This is a genomic window from Mesorhizobium sp. M0678, assembly GCF_040320505.1.
In the GTDB taxonomy this organism is placed as follows: Bacteria; Pseudomonadota; Alphaproteobacteria; order Rhizobiales; family Rhizobiaceae; genus Mesorhizobium.
Genome location: NZ_JAMYPT010000019.1, coordinates 27,547 through 44,201, shown reverse-complemented (window position 1 = coordinate 44,201; position 16,655 = coordinate 27,547). Strand labels below are relative to the sequence as shown.

At 59.1% G+C, this 16,655-nt stretch carries 20 protein-coding genes; 13 read left to right on the top strand and 7 right to left on the bottom strand.

Features of this window, described 5'->3' with window-relative positions:
- Positions 1-75 precede the first annotated feature (75 nt).
- Positions 76-603 carry a helix-turn-helix domain-containing protein gene (locus tag NKI29_RS25870; protein WP_352797678.1) on the top strand — a complete coding sequence of 176 codons (528 nt, stop codon included), beginning with the start codon at positions 76-78 and terminating at the stop codon, positions 601-603.
- A 123-nt stretch (positions 604-726) separates the two neighbouring features.
- On the opposite strand, the gene NKI29_RS25865 is transcribed toward NKI29_RS25870, so the two are convergent.
- Genes NKI29_RS25865 through NKI29_RS25850 form a run of 4 tightly spaced genes read right to left on the bottom strand, consistent with a single transcriptional unit; the run spans position 727 to position 3,914 of the window.
- Positions 727-2,046, bottom strand: a complete 1,320-nt coding sequence (locus tag NKI29_RS25865) for a sensor histidine kinase (protein WP_352797675.1) — start codon at positions 2,044-2,046, stop codon at positions 727-729.
- On the bottom strand, positions 2,043-2,597 hold the full coding sequence (locus NKI29_RS25860) for a putative pterin-binding protein (RefSeq protein ID WP_352797673.1): 555 nt from the start codon (positions 2,595-2,597) through the stop codon (positions 2,043-2,045). Before NKI29_RS25860 ends, NKI29_RS25865 begins: the two co-directional genes overlap by 4 nt.
- Positions 2,578-3,279: an FkbM family methyltransferase gene (locus NKI29_RS25855; protein WP_352797767.1), complete on the bottom strand. Its 702-nt coding sequence runs from the start codon at positions 3,277-3,279 to the stop codon at positions 2,578-2,580. Before NKI29_RS25855 ends, NKI29_RS25860 begins: the two co-directional genes overlap by 20 nt.
- A 5-nt stretch (positions 3,280-3,284) precedes the next feature.
- Positions 3,285-3,914, bottom strand: coding sequence for a response regulator (locus tag NKI29_RS25850; RefSeq protein WP_352797670.1), 630 nt, complete (start codon positions 3,912-3,914; stop codon positions 3,285-3,287).
- Between the two features lie 136 nt (positions 3,915-4,050).
- On the opposite strand from NKI29_RS25850, the gene NKI29_RS25845 reads away from it, so the two are divergent.
- Positions 4,051-4,401: a hypothetical protein gene (locus NKI29_RS25845; RefSeq protein WP_352797668.1), complete on the top strand. Its 351-nt coding sequence runs from the start codon at positions 4,051-4,053 to the stop codon at positions 4,399-4,401.
- Here NKI29_RS25845 and NKI29_RS25840 read toward each other — a convergent pair.
- The 3 genes from NKI29_RS25840 to NKI29_RS25830 are packed head-to-tail and all read right to left on the bottom strand — an operon-like array spanning position 4,398 to position 5,706.
- Positions 4,398-4,562: a hypothetical protein gene (locus NKI29_RS25840; protein ID WP_352797665.1), complete on the bottom strand. Its 165-nt coding sequence runs from the start codon at positions 4,560-4,562 to the stop codon at positions 4,398-4,400. The two genes, NKI29_RS25845 and NKI29_RS25840, sit on opposite strands and share 4 nt — an antisense overlap.
- Positions 4,559-5,107 carry a thermonuclease family protein gene (locus NKI29_RS25835; protein ID WP_352797662.1) on the bottom strand — a complete coding sequence of 183 codons (549 nt, stop codon included), beginning with the start codon at positions 5,105-5,107 and terminating at the stop codon, positions 4,559-4,561. The genes NKI29_RS25840 and NKI29_RS25835 overlap by 4 nt, the downstream gene beginning before the upstream one ends.
- Positions 5,104-5,706, bottom strand: a complete 603-nt coding sequence (locus NKI29_RS25830) for a hypothetical protein (RefSeq protein ID WP_352797660.1) — start codon at positions 5,704-5,706, stop codon at positions 5,104-5,106. Before NKI29_RS25830 ends, NKI29_RS25835 begins: the two co-directional genes overlap by 4 nt.
- 66 nt (positions 5,707-5,772) lie before the next feature.
- Here NKI29_RS25830 and NKI29_RS25825 point away from each other — a divergent pair, with 66 nt between their 5' ends.
- The 11 genes from NKI29_RS25825 (at position 5,773) to virB11 (ending at position 16,649) form a co-directional block, all read left to right on the top strand.
- A complete protein-coding gene (locus NKI29_RS25825; protein WP_352797658.1) occupies positions 5,773-6,447 on the top strand; it encodes a lytic transglycosylase domain-containing protein in 675 nt (224 codons plus the stop codon).
- Positions 6,448-6,459: 12 nt separating this feature from the next.
- Positions 6,460-6,774: a TrbC/VirB2 family type IV secretion system protein gene (locus tag NKI29_RS25820; protein WP_352797655.1), complete on the top strand. Its 315-nt coding sequence runs from the start codon at positions 6,460-6,462 to the stop codon at positions 6,772-6,774.
- Positions 6,775-6,777: 3 nt separating this feature from the next.
- Complete coding sequence (locus NKI29_RS25815; RefSeq protein WP_137935424.1) at positions 6,778-7,071, top strand: VirB3 family type IV secretion system protein; 294 nt, start codon at positions 6,778-6,780, stop codon at positions 7,069-7,071.
- Positions 7,068-9,470, top strand: a complete 2,403-nt coding sequence (locus NKI29_RS25810; protein WP_352797652.1) for a VirB4 family type IV secretion/conjugal transfer ATPase — start codon at positions 7,068-7,070, stop codon at positions 9,468-9,470. The genes NKI29_RS25815 and NKI29_RS25810 overlap by 4 nt, the downstream gene beginning before the upstream one ends.
- On the top strand, positions 9,454-10,554 hold the full coding sequence (locus NKI29_RS25805) for a transglycosylase SLT domain-containing protein (RefSeq protein WP_352797649.1): 1,101 nt from the start codon (positions 9,454-9,456) through the stop codon (positions 10,552-10,554). The genes NKI29_RS25810 and NKI29_RS25805 overlap by 17 nt, the downstream gene beginning before the upstream one ends.
- A gap of 65 nt (positions 10,555-10,619) precedes the next feature.
- Entirely contained in the window at positions 10,620-11,354 is a 735-nt protein-coding gene (locus NKI29_RS25800) for a type IV secretion system protein (protein WP_352797647.1), read from the top strand.
- 183 nt (positions 11,355-11,537) lie between these two features.
- Positions 11,538-12,581 carry a TrbL/VirB6 family protein gene (locus tag NKI29_RS25795; protein ID WP_352797645.1) on the top strand — a complete coding sequence of 348 codons (1,044 nt, stop codon included), beginning with the start codon at positions 11,538-11,540 and terminating at the stop codon, positions 12,579-12,581.
- A gap of 81 nt (positions 12,582-12,662) precedes the next feature.
- Positions 12,663-13,370, top strand: coding sequence for a VirB8 family type IV secretion system protein (locus NKI29_RS25790; RefSeq protein WP_352797643.1), 708 nt, complete (start codon positions 12,663-12,665; stop codon positions 13,368-13,370).
- Positions 13,367-14,164 carry a TrbG/VirB9 family P-type conjugative transfer protein gene (locus tag NKI29_RS25785; RefSeq protein WP_352797641.1) on the top strand — a complete coding sequence of 266 codons (798 nt, stop codon included), beginning with the start codon at positions 13,367-13,369 and terminating at the stop codon, positions 14,162-14,164. Before NKI29_RS25790 ends, NKI29_RS25785 begins: the two co-directional genes overlap by 4 nt.
- Entirely contained in the window at positions 14,164-15,627 is a 1,464-nt protein-coding gene (gene virB10, locus NKI29_RS25780; RefSeq protein ID WP_352797639.1) for a type IV secretion system protein VirB10, read from the top strand. The genes NKI29_RS25785 and virB10 overlap by 1 nt, the downstream gene beginning before the upstream one ends.
- Positions 15,624-16,649 carry a P-type DNA transfer ATPase VirB11 gene (virB11, locus tag NKI29_RS25775; protein ID WP_352797637.1) on the top strand — a complete coding sequence of 342 codons (1,026 nt, stop codon included), beginning with the start codon at positions 15,624-15,626 and terminating at the stop codon, positions 16,647-16,649. The genes virB10 and virB11 overlap by 4 nt, the downstream gene beginning before the upstream one ends.
- Positions 16,650-16,655: the final 6 nt, after the last annotated feature.

The window sequence follows — 16,655 nt, the reverse complement described above, 5'->3', positions numbered from 1 at the left end:
TCCGCGCGAAAAAGGACAGGTCGAAAAGGCAGGTTTGTGCGACTACATCGATTTATGAAACGAGACGACGGAGGCGTGGTCAACAACCCGTTGCGCGCCAACATTGCCCTGACGCTTGAGCGGGAGAGAGCCAGACGCGGCCTATCCCATATGCACATGGCCGAACTGTTTCGGACCGCCGAGGGCGAAAAACTGGCCTATCGAACCTACATTCAGACTGTGCGTCAGAAAAATAATGTCACATTGACGACGCTGCAGATCATGGCAAAGGGCTTGCAAGTGTCTTTTGCAGGACTGCTCGCCGGCGGTAAGAAAGTTCCGGAATGGGCGCATCGGTTGGACGACAATGCGATCCGCAAGCGGCTGGCGCACATCATCGATTTTGAGCGACAACGACGTACTTTGCACCGCTATGAGATGGCTGAACTCATCGGTGTGGCGGAGGCGACATTCACGAAACTGGAACGCGCGAGCGGCAACATCAGCGTGGACACGATTGCGGCGATCGCCAAGGCGTTGAAACTTGATCCAGCGACCTTCCTCTTTTCCGAAAAGATCCCGCCAACAGCTGATCCACCTGTTTCCGATCGGCTGGAAAGGTAGGCTTCCATTCGAGAGCCGATCCAGCATCATTATCCTGCCAGCGGAGAGCGGAATGAGCTGGCAAGCTCCGACGGAGGTCGCGCAGACCGTGTAATTCAGGCCAAGATAGAGCAGAACTGACACCTAGCCGCCCTGCGAGTGTTCCTTCGTTCGCCCGTATTTGCGAAACGATTGCCAAAAACTAGCTGCGGCGGAGGCCAGCGGCGGAATTCTGATCTGCACGGTTGTGCCGATACCTTGAGCGCTTTTGATGATGAGCTTTCCGTTCAGCGTCGAGACCATCTGAGAACATGCGGTCAGGCCAAGCCCGGTATGATTCCCGGCTCGCGTTGAAAAGAAAGGGGTAGTCGCTTTTGCAGCGATCGTAGGCGGCATGCCTGAACCCTTGTCGGCCACCTCAAGCACTAGATAGGTGCGGGGGAGGAATGGCTGTCGCTTGACTGTCGCGGAGACAAGAACTTGGGCGTTATTGACGTCCGACGAAGCGGCAAGAGCGTTTTCGATCAGCTCGTTCACGACCAACCGGAATGGCGCCGAGGGTACGGGGTGCAAGCGCGCTTTGGAGTCGATACGGACTTGCACCAAACCGCTACGCTCTGCCGTTATATCTTCTAGCAGTTGGCCGAGCGGCACAGTGCTGGAATCTTGTGGCGCATAGGCGATCTGGAGCACACTGTTGGTGATCGATTCCAGTTCGCTCGCGGCATTGCGCGCAGCCTCAAGCATCTCGCTGCTTGGCTGCGTATCTGGCTGTGAATGCTCAAGGAACAGTCTGAGGGCTGTAACACGCGATCGAGTCGTATGCGCAAAGAGCGACGCGAACGAGCGCATGTGCTGGTCACGGCGGTTGGCCGAGGAATAGCGCTGATGGATAACGAGATAGAAGGTGGCACCGAGGCCAAGCGCGATGGCGAAGATGAACCAGTTGCGCGAAGCAGCAATGTCGATGCCGGCGGTCTGCTGTAAAGTGGCGCTGTGATCAACGGTGGAGCTTGAGACTTCGTAAATTGACTGTTCCAGCTTGGCCATGTCGGCAATGGCTTGAGTGTAGTTTTTGCGGGCCGACACAAGCGGGGCGATTTTCTCTTCGAGGGTCTGGCGAATCCCGCCCAGGAGTGCGGCGTCATGATCCGGAAAAAAGCGGTTCAGATAGGGCAGGTTTTCCAACTGCGCGACGTTGACGCTCACCAGAGCCATTTGTCGGTCGATGTCGGCATCAAGCTTACCCGTCTCATCGGCAATGCGAAGATAGCCATAAACCCGTATAAGGCGCTCGCGAATCTGTGCCGCGCGCCACTGAATTTCGAAGGTCTGATTGAGGATGGCATCCGTCTCCTGACGGTAGCGATCCGATTGGATGAATGTCCACGCACTCAGGCCAAGCGCTGCCGCCATACCGAGATATGGCAGAACAGTGAGCAAACGGCCGTTGAAGAACTTCATTGCGTGGCGCGCAGGATGACCGGGAAAAACACCCAGATCGAGTTTCTTGCGGGAACATATGAAGTGGGCAACTGGTCGAAGGGCCAAACAATGAAGATGGGGCCTTTCTCTACCATGCTGATCGGGCGGAAATCCTGGCCCAGCGGGCAAAGCGAGCGGGCCTTGTCGTTCTCGTTGCAACGACGCTCGACCGCCAGGATCGGATTATAAGACCGGATTTCGTCCATACGAATATCGGAAACGAAGTTGTCGTAGGCGACAACTTTCACCTCCTGCGCGGCGGTGATTCCAGCCTTGGCAAGCACGTTTGCAAGCAGCGGCCCACGATATTCGATTTTCTCGCTGTCGCTCGTCCAGGGTGTACGCGTGTCATAGGTCTGTTGCGGAAACTCTGCCCGCAGCTGCTTCACCGAAAAAACGGCGATGGTCTTGCCGCCGGCGTCTTGAACCGACACTTCGTTGGGATCGAGCGGGATTTCCTCGGCCGTACTAGCGAGCGGAAGAGCCATGGCAAATATGACGGCGAGAGCACTACGCAACATCTTCCACATCCTCGTATTGGCGGGGTCCATCGTTCTTGGCGAAGAGCACGCAAGGTCCTCGGGAGCCACGCGGATCGTAGGCAAATCCCTTTTCCGCCAAGGCAAGCGTGATGTTGCGGATGCCGTCAAGGCCATAGAGATGGTCGTGCAGCTCAAGAAAGATGCGCTCGATGCCGGGCAGTTCGGCATCTCGCAATAGTTCTTTCTCAGCCCCTTCAATGTCCATGACGAGGGCGTTTATTCGATGATCGGTGATAAAACGATCGACGTCGGCCGAGACGATCGAAAATTCACGCTCGTAGGGTCCTTGGTCTTTGTCCGTGGAAGACATCCAAAGGTCGCGGCGAACGTAGAAGGTGAAGGACCGCGGCGGGCCAGCTGTGAGTATACCCTGGGAATATGTGACATTGTCGAGATCGTTGGCCGCTATCACGCGCTTGGCTAGTTCCGCTGTTGCGGGATTTGCTTCAAAAGCCCACACCTGAACGCCGGGGATTTTTGCGATCAGTGCGGTGATGATGCCTAAGCCAGAGCCGAGCTCCAGTACGCGATCGCGCGCCTTGACCGCTCTGAAGATCCACTTCGCTTCCTTCGCCTCATAGCTCTGGCTCTGAAGCGCTCGCCAGATTACCGGCGAAACATCCTGCGGTTCGACGGGAACCTTGATTCCATGGACAGTTAGAGAGGCCATCGCGATCATAGCCCATGTGGTAGCGGGTGACCTTGCCTCATGAGCTTGGCGCGAGCCTGCTTGTAGTATTTCTCGGCCGAGTTGGCATCAATGGCGAGCCGATCGGCCATGAGCGAAAATATCTCCTTGCGTTTCACGCCGGGTGCGCGGTGCGCCATCATGTCGATGGCCTTCTGCTCGCGCGGTGTAAGAACTGAAAATCGGTAATCGGGTTTGGTCATGACAACCCGCGAAAGGCGCAAGGAGAACCCCTTGGTGGAAATATCGTCCAGCACGTCGCTGAAAACGCCGGGCGCAAGACCGGTCTTGCCGAGATAGGCGGCAGCGCCAATTTGCCGAAAGCCATCTGCCTCGGAACGGTTGTCGGAACCGGTGATGACAATATGAATTGCACTGGGTGAAGCCTCGATGATCTTGTCGACGACTGCGACGCGATCCTCCTGTGAGGTGGGATCAAAGCCGGGCAAGCCAGGATCGATGACGACCAGATCAAAATGATTGTTTTGAAGCTCGGCAGTGGCGATCGTCAGCGTCTCAGCACCCAGGACGACGCATTTTTCGAAGCTCGCTTGCACTTCGTTCATCAGTGCCAGACGCATTAGTGTCTGGTCTTCGACCACCAGGGCACGAAACATCGGAAGCCAGTTCCTCTACGCAGGCGCCCCCCGCCCCCTATCTCGCAGAATTGGTCGCTTCAAAAAAGGGATGCTATCACCCCTTTTTTTCCTCATATCGAGAGGTACCAGTATGTGACCGAAGAACGCCAGGGCGATGACGATGCCTCTTCAACAGGTCTGTAGCGATGGAAAGATGGAAGCGGCTGAAGGCGTCGCCAAACTGATTGCGGAACATCGTCAGAGCGTCGCCACGCTTGAACGTATCGGCAAGCGATGGATGGGGGCCGAAGGGCCGGACGCGATCGTGCTGGGTGAGAGACTGGACGCGGTGATGGCGGAGGAGGCCGCGGTGCGAAGGCGTGCTGCCACTGCTCCAGTAGCCACTATCGCGGAGATCAAAATGAAGGCTGCTTACTTTCAACGGCTGACGGGTCATGACTGGTGCGAGCTTGATGTCGACGATTTTCGCGCGTTGCTCGGTTCTTTCGCGAAACTGCAGTCCTAGGAGAAGAGGGCTGAAATCCATGAGGCCACGGTATTCCAGGCCGCATAGAATCCCGCCGGCACCAAGATGATCGCGATGATTGCGACAGCATCGCCGATGGCGCCTTCAGTGCGTCCTTCCACGGGATAGTAATATTTGTGCGCCTCATCGTCGTGCTTCATTGTTGTGTCTCCGAGCGCTTATTTAGCAGCAACTGCACAGGATGCTGAAACGTCGTGCCCCACAATCCTGCACGTTTCATCTTAGCGTTGATTTCCGCGACGAGGTAGTTCTCAGTGACGGCTTTGCCCTTTGCTGTCGTTGCGGCAAACGCATATCCGGTCGCTATCAGCGCGGTGCCGACGTCGATTGTTTCGCCATTCAGCTGCGCACCGCATACGACAAAAACCGCCTTGTCGAAGGCGTAGCTGATTGGCTGGCATGTAACCGCCGCGCTATCGAACAGCGCAGCAAGGTGCGCCAGCGAGGTGTTCCCGCAATCGATTTTGTTCCCATTTGGCTCTTCGGCTGACGTACCTCGAAGGCATGACTGGACGCCATAGAGGCGGAAAAGGTGATCTCCGTCACGCCAGGTATCTCCGGTCAGCAGTTGAGCCGATTTCGACACCGCGAAGGGCGTTGGCACGGCAGACTCGGATGCATCCTGGGCCTGTGCCGATGCGCACAAACCAAATGCGGCCAGTACTGCAAAGCTCGCCTGTTTCATTCCTGGAACTGTCCACCGAGGTCGGCGGAATGCTCGAGATCGGGGCGCAGCGACTTGCCGTCCTTGTTACGTCCGATCGCCGCCATGTCAAAAAAAACCATTTCGTCATCGTCGTAGGCGACGTTGTACGGGTCGTTTGCGTTGCCCGCACCCACGAGCGAGAAGCACGACACAGCGTCGGGTTCACCCTTCCTGCTTTGCAGCACAAGTGTTTTGCAAAGCACGACAGACGCACGATCGTTGTAGATTACCTCTTCATAGTCCTGCGCGGCCTTCGTGCAGTCCCATTGCTGCGTCTTGTACGCAATCTTCGGTTTGGGGCAGGCTGCAAGGCCGCGCAGCCGGTACGTCACGCCGTTGATGACGCGCTCGGTCGCCGACGGCACCTTGACCGGCGAGATGAGGGTCGCCGCATCCCGCTTAAAGAGCGCGCCTTTTGCATCGTAGCGTTCATAGACGAACACCTTCTCGCCCGGCTTGGCAAACTGGAGCAGGTAGTGCTCCGAGGGTTGCGCGAAGGCGCTCGGGGCGTCGGCGCCGGCAGCATAAGCGACGGTGCCCTGGAGTAGCAAGACCGTACAAAGGGCAGTCTGTTTCATCGAAATCCGTCCTGGCGATCGATATCGTGTTGACACTTTACTAGGGCTGCGTGTAGCCATAGTAAAGTGTTAAATTTTGGCGATACTATGAACACTCGATTCGCTCTTCTGCTCACCCTCTTTGGCGCCACGTGGCCGTTGCAAGCGCATGGCCGGGACCCGGCATCAGACCGCGTGGCAATCGCCTTTGCAACGCCGGCGGAAGCCCTTGCCGCGGTCGGGGCGCAAAGGCCGGGAGCGTGTAAGACCGCAAATCGTGCTGAGGTCTCCCAACTTGTGCGTTCAATCGCGCAACAGGAAGGGTTCGACGCCGATCTGGCCGAGGCAATTGCATGGGCCGAAAGCGATCTCGGCGCCAGCCAGGGTCCCTCGAAGGCCGGAGCCCTGGGGATCATGCAGCTGATGCCGGGCACGGCGGCCGATCTCGGCGTAAGCGACCGTTGCGATACAGAGGCAAATGTCCGGGCTGGCCTCCGCTATCTGAAGTCACTCTATGACGAGTTCCAAGATCCGCTGCTGATGCTGGCGGCTTACAACGCCGGGCCCAACAGCGTCTACAAGGCGCAGGGCATTCCGGTGAATCCGGAGACGGCGGAATACATCGCGAAAATACTGAACCGCTGGAAGTTCGGCGGTGTCGTGAAGAAGTCCGCCCTGACCAAATCCGAAATGTTCGCGGCCGCTCCGCCAGCAAGCGAGGACGCTTGGCAGGATGGTCATGTCATGGATTTCGGCAACTGAAAGGAGCCAAGGGTGGAATACAGGAAAGCGGGCAAATTTGCCCTGAAACTGGCCTTGGCCTCAGCGGTCGGAATAGCTCTCGCGCCAGCCGCTGCGTATGCCCAGTCGGCGGCGCCAGTCGAAAATGTGCTGGAGTGGTTCGTCGGAGTTCTGCAGGGCAACATAGCGCGCTCATTCGCCATCATCGCGGTCTGTTTTCTTGGCTTCCTCGCCATGACGGGCCGACTGGCGTGGATGATGGCCTTTTCCATCATCATTGGCATCGCTCTGATCTTCGGCGCTGCCCAGCTGGTGGATGCGGTTCGCGCGACCGCGGGAGGCAGCTGAGGCATGGATGACGAGGAAGTCTATGTCGAGCCGGTCAGCCTGCCACTGACGCGCCCCCCGATGAAATGGGGTGTGCGCTATGAGGTTTTTGCCCTGAACGGCATCCTGGCGGTGATCGGCTTTATCGCCACGAGCAGCTTCATGCTCGGCCTTGGCGTGTTCGGCGTAGTGCATCTGGTCAGCGCATATCTGTGCCAGCGCGACCCCTACATGTTTCATATTTTCGAGCGGCGCATCTCCAAACGCGGAGCGGTGGCAAACCTTACTTTTTGGGGCGCAAGGAGCTATTCGCCATGAGCCTCGATGCCGACCTGAAATTTGGCCGTGAGCGGCGGCGTGAAAAGCCCGCGGCGATGCACATCCCTTACCTTCGCCATGCCGATGACAATCTGATCGTGACGAAGAGCGGCTTTCTGGTGGGCGTCATCCAGCTTAGTGGCCTGCCGTTCCAGACGATGGACCAGGCCGAGCTGAACAGCCGAATGTTCAACCGCAACACGACGTTCCGCAATCTCTCAACCTCTCGCTTTGCGGTCTACACAACGATCATCCGCCGCCACGTGACGCCGGAGATCGAAGGCGACTTTGACAATCCTTTCGTGGCGGAGCTCGACGCCCGCTACATGGATGAGCTTGGCGCAAAAAACCTTTTCGTCAACGAGGCATATCTGACGGTCATACGCCGCCCGATGGTCGGCCGCGTCGGCTGGGTGGACAAGGCGCTCAATGCGTTCCGCATCAGCACCGCAGGCGAAGAAACCCGCGAAGAGGCGATGGCCGAAGTGCATGACGTTCTCGACGGCGTCATCAAGGATTTTACCGCTTACGGGGCGCGTCTTCTCGGTGTCGTGAAGCGCCGCGACAGCTTCTTTTCCGAGCCCGCGGAATTTTTGGCGAAGATCCTCGCCGGCGGCGGCGACGTGGAAATGCCTTTGCCGCGCATGAGCCTTGGCGATGTGCTGGCGACACGACAATTGTTTTTCGGCAAATCCGCGCTGGAACTTCGCGGATCGGACGCTGGCAAGCTCGGCGCCATGGTGTCGATCAAGGAATACCCACCGTTCACCGCGCCGGGCTCATTGGACGGTCTCTTGCGCCTGCCGCATGAGTTTGTCCTGACGCAGAGTTTTGCGATCGAAGATCGTGTCACGGCGATGCGCAGGATCAACACCATCGCGAACCAGGTTGAGGGCTCCGACGAGGCGGGCACGACGGTTGAGGAGTCCGTCCACGACGGCGCCGACAAGCTGGCCGGCGGCGAAGTGGTCTTCGGACAACATCACATGAGCGTCATGGCCTTGGCACCGGATATGGGGGGTCTCAACCGTGCGCTATCCGACATCACGGCGGAGCTTTCGCGTATGTCGATCGTGCCGGTTCGCGAGACACTGAACACGGAACTGGCCTTTTGGGCGCAGTTGCCGGGAAATTTCAGCTACATCGCGCGACGTGCGTTGATCTCGTCGCTTAACTTCGCCGGCCTTTTCTCCGGACACAATTTCCCCTCCGGCCAACGTGAGCGGCTGCACTGGAAACGGCCCATCGCTTTGCTCGAAACGACCAGCCAGACGGCATACTATTTCAATTTCCACGTTCATGATGTCGGGCACTTCACGGTGTTCGGTCCGACTGGCTCGGGCAAGACCGTGGTGCTGTCATTCCTGATGGCGCAGGCCATGCGCATCATGCCGCGGCCACGATGTGTTTATTTCGATTATATGCGCGGCGCTGAAATTTTCGTTCGGGCGCTCGGCGGTCGCTATGAGGTGATGGAGCCTTCCCAGCCGACCGGGTTCGCGCCATTGCAGCTTGAGGACACGGCAGAAAACCGGTCCTTCCTGGAAGATTTGCTCATCTACATTCTGACGCCGGAAGGCGGCGCGCTGGATGTAGCGGAGATGCGCGTCATCAACGCCGCCGTCGACATGATCTACAAGATCCCGCGCGAACAGCGTACCTTCGACCTGCTGCCGGAAGTGCTGCGGGGGTCGTTCATGCCTGGCATGAACGATCTGGCCGCGCGGATACAGCCTTGGCTCGACCCGAAGGACAAGGGCTGGCTTTTCAACAATCCCGTCGATCTGGTCGATTTTTCGAAGCCGGTTGTCGGGTTCGATATGACCAAGATCCTGGGCGATCGAAAGCTGCGTTCGGCGGCGTTGCTCTACATTTTCCATCGGCTTGAGGACGTCATCGACGGCTCGCCGATCATGCTCTTCCTCGATGAAGGCTGGAAGCTGTTGGACGACGAGGTTTTCGCCGCTTTCATCAATGAGACGCTGAAGACCATTCGTCGCCGCAACGGCGTCGTCGGCTTTGGCACGCAGACGGCGGAAGACGTCGTCAATTCCTCCATCTCGTCGTCGCTGATCGAGCAAACGAAGACCAACATTTTCTTCCCCAACCCGAAGGCGGGCAAGGAGTCCTACATGGAGCGCTTCTCGCTGACAGCGAAGGAATTCGAGTTCGTGCGCCGCACTGCCAAGGAAACACGCACCTTCCTCGTCAAGCACGACAGCGACTCGATCGTAGCCAAGCTTGATTTGTCGGCGATGCCCGACCTTATCAAGGTCTTGTCCTCGAACGAAGCCAACAGCAAGGAATGCGCACGGCTCCGGGAGACCTTCGGCGACGAGCCGGAAATGTGGCTGCCATACTTCTGCGGATGGGAGAACGAGCATGACGAAGCGGCTTAGCAGCGCTTGTCTGGCCGTGGCTCTCGCGACGGCGGAAAGCATGAGCGTGGCTATCGCTCAAATCGCGGTAATCGACGGGCCGAACCTCGACAAGCGGCAAGAGGACGAGCAGCACAGCACGAAGTCGGAAGAAGCGAAGAAGGACGAAACCGACAAGAAGAAAAGCGTCGTCTGCACCTATTCGAACAAATACCGCTCACAGATGTTTCGCAGATCGCCGGCCGAAGCGTTGCAGCGCGACGCGGGCAACGTGAAGATGATCCGCTACTATGCGCAAAAGTACGGCGTTCCCGAAGGCCTGGCGCTTTCCGTTGCCTATCAGGAATCGCGCTTCGACACATGCGCCGGGAGCCACACCGGCGTCAAAGGCGTCATGCAGCTGACCAAGGGCACCGGCAAGTCCATGGGACTGGACCGCGACGTGAACGAGCAGAATGTCGAAGGCGGTGTCAAATACCTCGGAATTGGCGTGAAGCAATGCGGGGCGACGAATTACAGCTGTCTCGCCTCCTTCTACAACGGATCGAACGCAGGCGAGCAAAACCAATGGGCCGGCGGTGTCGGCCGCTGGAACAGCTACTTCAACGACTATGTGTCGAGCGGCAAGGCTCCGGCCGCCGCGCCGCCACCGTTCTCAATCGTAACGGCCGACGGCGCAGGCGGCGCGGCTCAGGACGCGGCCATCGGCACAGTGAGGAAGGCGGCTGGCGGCCTTGATGCAAGCTCATCGCAGGTCGGCGCCAACAATGCGGCGATCGACGCGCTGGCGGGCAACGTTGGCCAGGTGACCGAATACAAGGACGCATGGGAGCTGAACTCGTCGGCTCGTGGGATCAACGCTGATGTCACCAACCAGTACCTCGCCCAGGCGGGGGACTTCACGGCATTGCTGGCCCAACTTCTATCGTTGCAGAATGTTCAGGCATCGCAGTCGTCCAAGCTGGTGCAACAGCCGAAGAGCGGCTCTCCAAACCCGTTCTCTTGTGATCCCGCGGAATTGGAGCGGTTGAGGATCGATCGCGGCCGGTGGCTACCATGCGCACTTGAGAACGCGAGGGCAAGCTCGGCGACAGTCGCTCGATGATCATCACCAGTGATCCTGCCGGCCCTGCCAGCGTCATTAATTCTCTACAGCGATAGGAGGCTGACATGAACAAATTCGCGATTGCTGCCAGTCTGGCGCTTTGGGCAAGCACGGCCCACGCACAGATTGCCGTCATTGATGGCGCCAATCTCGATGTCGCCCGCAAGAATGCGGACAACACCAACTCCATTATGGATTCGAACAAGGATATCCTGAAAAAGAGCGAAGAGATCCTGCAGGCTCTCAGTGGCAGTCGTGACGGTTCGCTCGGCATCGGACAAATGGGTCTGGGCGGCAACATGTCAATTGCCCAGGCTCCGTCGTTCGGATCGATCCTGAACGGCGGTGCGCTTTCGTTTGGTGGCCTGTCGCCCGAAATTCAGAAAATCGCCGGCGACGTCATCAACGGGCTGCAGCTGGTGAAGCAGCTCCAGCAGATTGCCGGCAAGGAGACCAGCGCCGTCAACACCGCCTATGGCGGCAGCGTCAACGTGGCTTCGCTGCTAAGCGCATTGACCTCGCAGGCTTCGCAGGGCGTTACCCAGCGCCAACAGTCTTTGCAGTCCGCAAGTGGGCAGATCGGGCAGTCGCAGGACGTCAAGGGTTCGGTGGACCAGAACACACGAATGCAGCTGGAAAACGCGCGCGCGGTCAACGAATTGATCGGCGTCCAGAACGGTGCGGTCGCGGCCCTGAATGAGAAGCTGAAGGGAGATCTTCTTCGCCAGAGCCAGGTGCAGAAGATGATGACACCGCGCACCGTCAATCCGTTCGCGGACTTTGGCAAGAGCGGGGGTTAGCCATTTGTTGAGGCGGGTGTTGCGCACATGCCTTGTGATTGGGCTCAGCGCGGGGCTTTTCGGTTGCGCAAATCGCGAACTGAAAGCGCCGTGCGGGCCTTTGACATATGCCCACGCCGACGAATGCGGCGCGCTGAAGCCGGTCAATTCAACGCCGTTCGCCAGCATCATTGATGAGGATCCATGAACGGTCTCGCCGCAAGCATCCTCGGTGGCATTGACAACATCGGCGAGGACTTCGTCCGCACCGTCTATATGCAGTTGGGCAATGCGATGGGCAACGTCTTCACCCTGATGCTGACCGTCTATATCGCGTGGTGGGGCTATTCGATCTTGAGCGGGCGAGAGTCGATTTCGCCAATCGAAGCGGCTTATCGCCTCGGCCGCGCCGTCATCATCTATCTGCTGCTGACCGGATGGGGCACATTTTCGGCGACGATCTATCAGCTCGTGCAAAGCATTCCAGACGAGGTCGGTAAGGTGATCGTCGGCGCCGTGTCGCGGGCCACCGGCAATCAGCTCAGCGACCAGACGGCAATTCCAGCGCTGATCGACAATCTCTACCAAGGGGCGCAGGACGTCGCCAATCAGGTCTACAGCGGATCCTTCTATGACATTTTTGGCGCGCTCTTGTCGCTGCTCGTTCTGCTATCAGCCATCATCTTCGCAGCGCTTGCCATTGCCGCGATCATCGCCGCCAAGGTGATGTTGTTCATCACGCTGGCCTTGGCGCCGATATGGATCATCCTTTGGCTTTACCGATGGTCCTCGCGCATGAGCGAAGGCTTTCTTTCGCTGACCACCTTCCTGATGATCCAGCAAATCCTGATCTACGGCTTTCTCGGTTTCTATTTCTCGCTCGTCAACGCGGCGCTGAACACCGCCACATCCGGCGGAGCGACCATGGACAGCAAAATGTCGCTGGTGCTGCCGTTGGTGCTGGTGACGATCATCGGCATCTACGTTCTCATGCAGATACCCTCGATTGCTTCGATCCTGAATGGCGGCGGGTATCTCAGCACCGTGGGCGCTCGCTACTCATATGGGACGTTCGGCAGGAATGCCGTGCGCTACTCCGGCGCGCGATGGGCCGTAGGCCGCGCCGCTCGGGGCGCCCGGCAGCTCGCGACAAACAGTTTTCGAACTTCGCGAGCAGCCAGGGCGGATGCCGCAACCCGGTCCGCCATCCAACAAGGTGCGCGCGATAACTCCAGGCCTCTGGCCTAAACGAGAGCACAACGATCACCGATCGCGGCTCTGGATCAGGATGCGTCGCGGAAACGAGGCAATAGTAAAGTGTCAACTCCAATGGAAACAGCTGCTAGCAACAGCAGTGAAGTCGTAGACAAGCGCTATTACAGAGCTGCCGCGACTTGGGAAGACGACACGCACAGGTCAATGCGTCGATCGCGCACATTGGCCTGGATCGTCAGCGGCGTTTCCGGACTGGTTGCGGTGCTGTCGCTGCTGGCGCTCGTGCTGATACTGCCGCTCCGGCAGTTCGAACCATATGTTGTCGAGGTCGACAAATCGACGGGCTACCTCGAGATCATGCGCGCGCTGAAGCCTGGAGATTTGTCGCAGAACGAGGCCGTCACGGCCGCCAATCTGGTGCGCTACATCAGGGCCCGCGAAACCTACGACTCCCGTGAACTGAAACAGAATTACGACCTGGCACAGCTCTATTCCACCGATGCCGCGTCCAAGGATTTGACGTGGCTTTATACGCCTGCAAACCCGCAATCGCTGGACAAGATTTTTGGCCGCAATGTCACTGTCTCGGTCGAGATCAAATCGGTTTCCCTGCTCAATCGCAACACAGCCTCGGTGCGCTTTGCCACGACGACGCGGCGGGACAATTCGTCGACCGCCGACAATTGGGTGGCGGTGATAAAGTTCCGCTACACCTCAACGCCGCTCAAGAACGAATGGCGTTTCGACAACCCGCTGGGATTTCAGGTCACGGATTATCGCCGCGACCAGGAATCGGCACCGGCCGCTGGGAGCCTGCAATGAGATGGCGCGTAAGCCTCGCCCTGTCGGCCGCCATTCTGCTCGGCACAATGCACGGCGCGGCCGCACGCGACGGCCGCATCCGATATGTCACCTTCAACAACGACGACGTGACGTCGGTGCGCGCCGCTCTTGGGATTTCCACGATGGTCGAGCTCAGTCCGACCGAAGTCATCGAAACCGTGTCGGCTGGCGACACGAAAGGCTGGTCGATCATCCCCAAACGCGGATCGCGGTTTCTGTTCGTCAAGCCGCTGGAGCGCGATGCTTGGACCAACGTCAACGTGGTCACCAACCGGCGCGTCTATTCCCTACTGCTGCAGGCGACTGACAATGACCGGGACCGGGCATCCTTCCAGGTCCGGTTCAAATACCCGGATGAGGATGTCAACGCGCGCCTGCTCTCACAGGCCAAGGAGAGCGCCGCCGATCCGGATTTGAAGGACCTGAACTATGCCGATCTCAATTACGACTACGCCTACAAGGGCGACGACAGCTTGAAGCCGCGCACCGTATTCGACGACGGCACCAAGCTGTTTCTGGAGTTCAAGGGCGACATTCCGGCGATTTTCGTTGTCGACGACAAGCGCCATGAGTCGCTGGTCAACGTTCGTACTCAGGGCAAATACACAGTCATCGACAAGGTCGCACGGCAATTCACCTTGCGGGCCGATGGCAAGACGCTCTGCCTCTACAACCGGGCGCAACCCAACGCTATCGATCCAGTCGAGCAGGTCTACGGTCCAACGAAACTGACGGGCGGTTCCACCCTGTTCGGATCCAGCGGAGGACGGTAATGACCCAGATCGACTATAACCAGCTGGACGGCAGCCCGACGGTCGCGCGCCGCGGTGCGGGCGTGGGTACCAGGATCGCCCTGGTCGGCCTCGGCGTGGTGCTGGTTGGCGCGCTGATATGGCTGAACTGGCCTCGAGAGCCGGTATCGCGCGATGTTCGCAGCAATGGCGAGGAAAACTTCAACCCGCCCGAGTTCCGCCCGCCGGCGTTGAACGAACCGCCGCAACCTGCCGACAGCACGATCGACCAGATCGTGGTGCCGCCACCGGCCGCCGACCAGGGTGGCACGCAACAGGCTGACAATGTCGATCAGACGGTGCAGGAGGGCTCGGACCTTGACGCGCAGCGGCGCGCGCTGGAGACACAAATGGCTGCCGAGGAGGCTCGCCGCAAGGCCGAGGCGGACGAAGCTCGCCGCAAGGCCGCGGCTGAGGACGAGGCTCGCCGTAAGGCAGAGGCCGCTGAGCATGAAAAAGCGGTGTGGGAACGCCTGCGGTCGAACCAGATGGTGACGAATGATCAAACCGGCTCGACGGATGTCGGCGCCCAGGCGGCACAGGTCGAAATCGCGCCCGATGGTCAGATCATCCCGGTCCCCGGTGCCGACAGTGATCCCAACAAGGCATTCCTGGCGCAGTCTGAGGCAAGTTCTTCCGGCATCGTCAAAGCCAGGGTCTTCCGGCGTACCGATGCGTTGATCCCCGACGGAACGATCATTCGCGGCTATTTGGAAACCGCGATCAACACCGACCTTCCCGGCGCCGTGCGCGCAGTCGTGCGTGAGAATGTCTTCTCGCTCGACGGCAGGCGGATCCTCATTCCGAAGGGCTCGCGGCTGACCGGGGAATACCGCTCAGGGCTCGCGCGCGGCCAGAAGCGTGTTTTCATCGTCTGGAGCAGGGTTATCCGCTCGGACGGCATTTCCGTCGATATCAAGTCGCCTGGCGCAGATGCGCTTGGCCGCGGTGGAATGGGCGGCCGTGTCGATACGCACTGGCTTGAACGCTATGGCAACGCCATCATGCTTTCCGTCGTCGTCGGCGTCTCTGAATATCTGTCCTCGCTTGGAGATCGCAGCCAGGATGGACAACAGCGCCAGGTGTCGACGATCGATCCCGTAACCGGCGAGACCACCACCGTAACTTATGGTGGCAATGGCTCGCAACGCGACGCGCGTAGCATCGCCTTCGACAAATCATCGACCGCCCTGCAGCAACTCGCGCAAGAGGCGTTTCGTGATACGCAGAACATTGGCCCGACGGTTTACGTCGACCAGGGCACATCGATCGTCGTGCTGGTGCGGCGAGATCTCGATTTCTCAGATTTGTACGCCGATCCCGTTCAGGAAGAAGTTGCACGCCTGAAGGCAGGCGGGCAGCCGAAGACGGCGATCGATCCGACGCCTCTCTACGGCACGCCGAAGGATCATTTCTATCCCGGCTATGGGAACCCGGTGAAATGAACGCCGTGCATCCCCTCCCCGACCCTTGGGCGAGAGCCCCGGTCCTGCGCGCTCATCTGGAGCCGATATGGTTCTATTTGAACGAAGATGCGGTCTCCGAGATTGCGATCAACAGGCCGGGTGAATTGTTCATCGAACGCCTCGGCGCGAAGGAAATGGAGCGCGTCGTCAAGCGCGAGGTCACGCCCGGCTGGATTAGGCATATCTCGACCGGCGTTGCCTCGGCGACAAATCAGGTCATCAACGAAGAAAAGCCGGTGCTGTCGGCTGCTTTGCCCTCGGGCGAGCGGATCCAATGCATCTTGCCGCCGGCGGCTCCGGAAGGCGGGGCGATTTCGATCCGCAAGCAGGTCATCATGGATATGAGCCTTGCTGCCTACAACGATCTCGGCGCATTCGAGAACACGGCGATGGGCAGCGGCCTGTCGCTTTCAACCGAAGAAAAGCGACTTGTCGAGACGTTGCACGACACGTCGCCGATGGAGTTCCTGCAATATGCGGTGCGCAACCGCGTCTCGATCGTCGTTTCAGGCGGTACGTCGACCGGCAAGACGACGTTTTTGAATGCACTTCTGAAGGAGATCCCGGCCCACGAACGGATCATCACGATCGAAGACACCCGCGAACTGCGGCTGCCGGCTCCCAACAACGTCACCCTGATAGCCTCGAAGGGCGACCAGGGCCTTGCCAAGGTCTCCGCGCAGCAGCTGCTCGAAGCCTCGCTTCGCATGCGGCCCGACCGTCTGCTGTTGGGCGAGTTGCGCGGCGCTGAAACCTTCGCCTTCCTCCAGGCGATCAACACCGGCCACCCGGGTTCGCTCACCACCGTCCATGCCAATTCCGCCCGGTCCGCCTACGAGCGGCTGGCGCTCATGGTCATGCAGGGCAGTACGGGCCTCTCACGAAGCGAAATCCTCGACTACTTGCGCGAGGTCATTCCGGTGGTCGTCCAGATGGTCCGCACTGAAGGCGGACGACGCGGCATCAGCGAGATCAAGTTCACCAAAGCCGAGACGATCTAGCGAGCC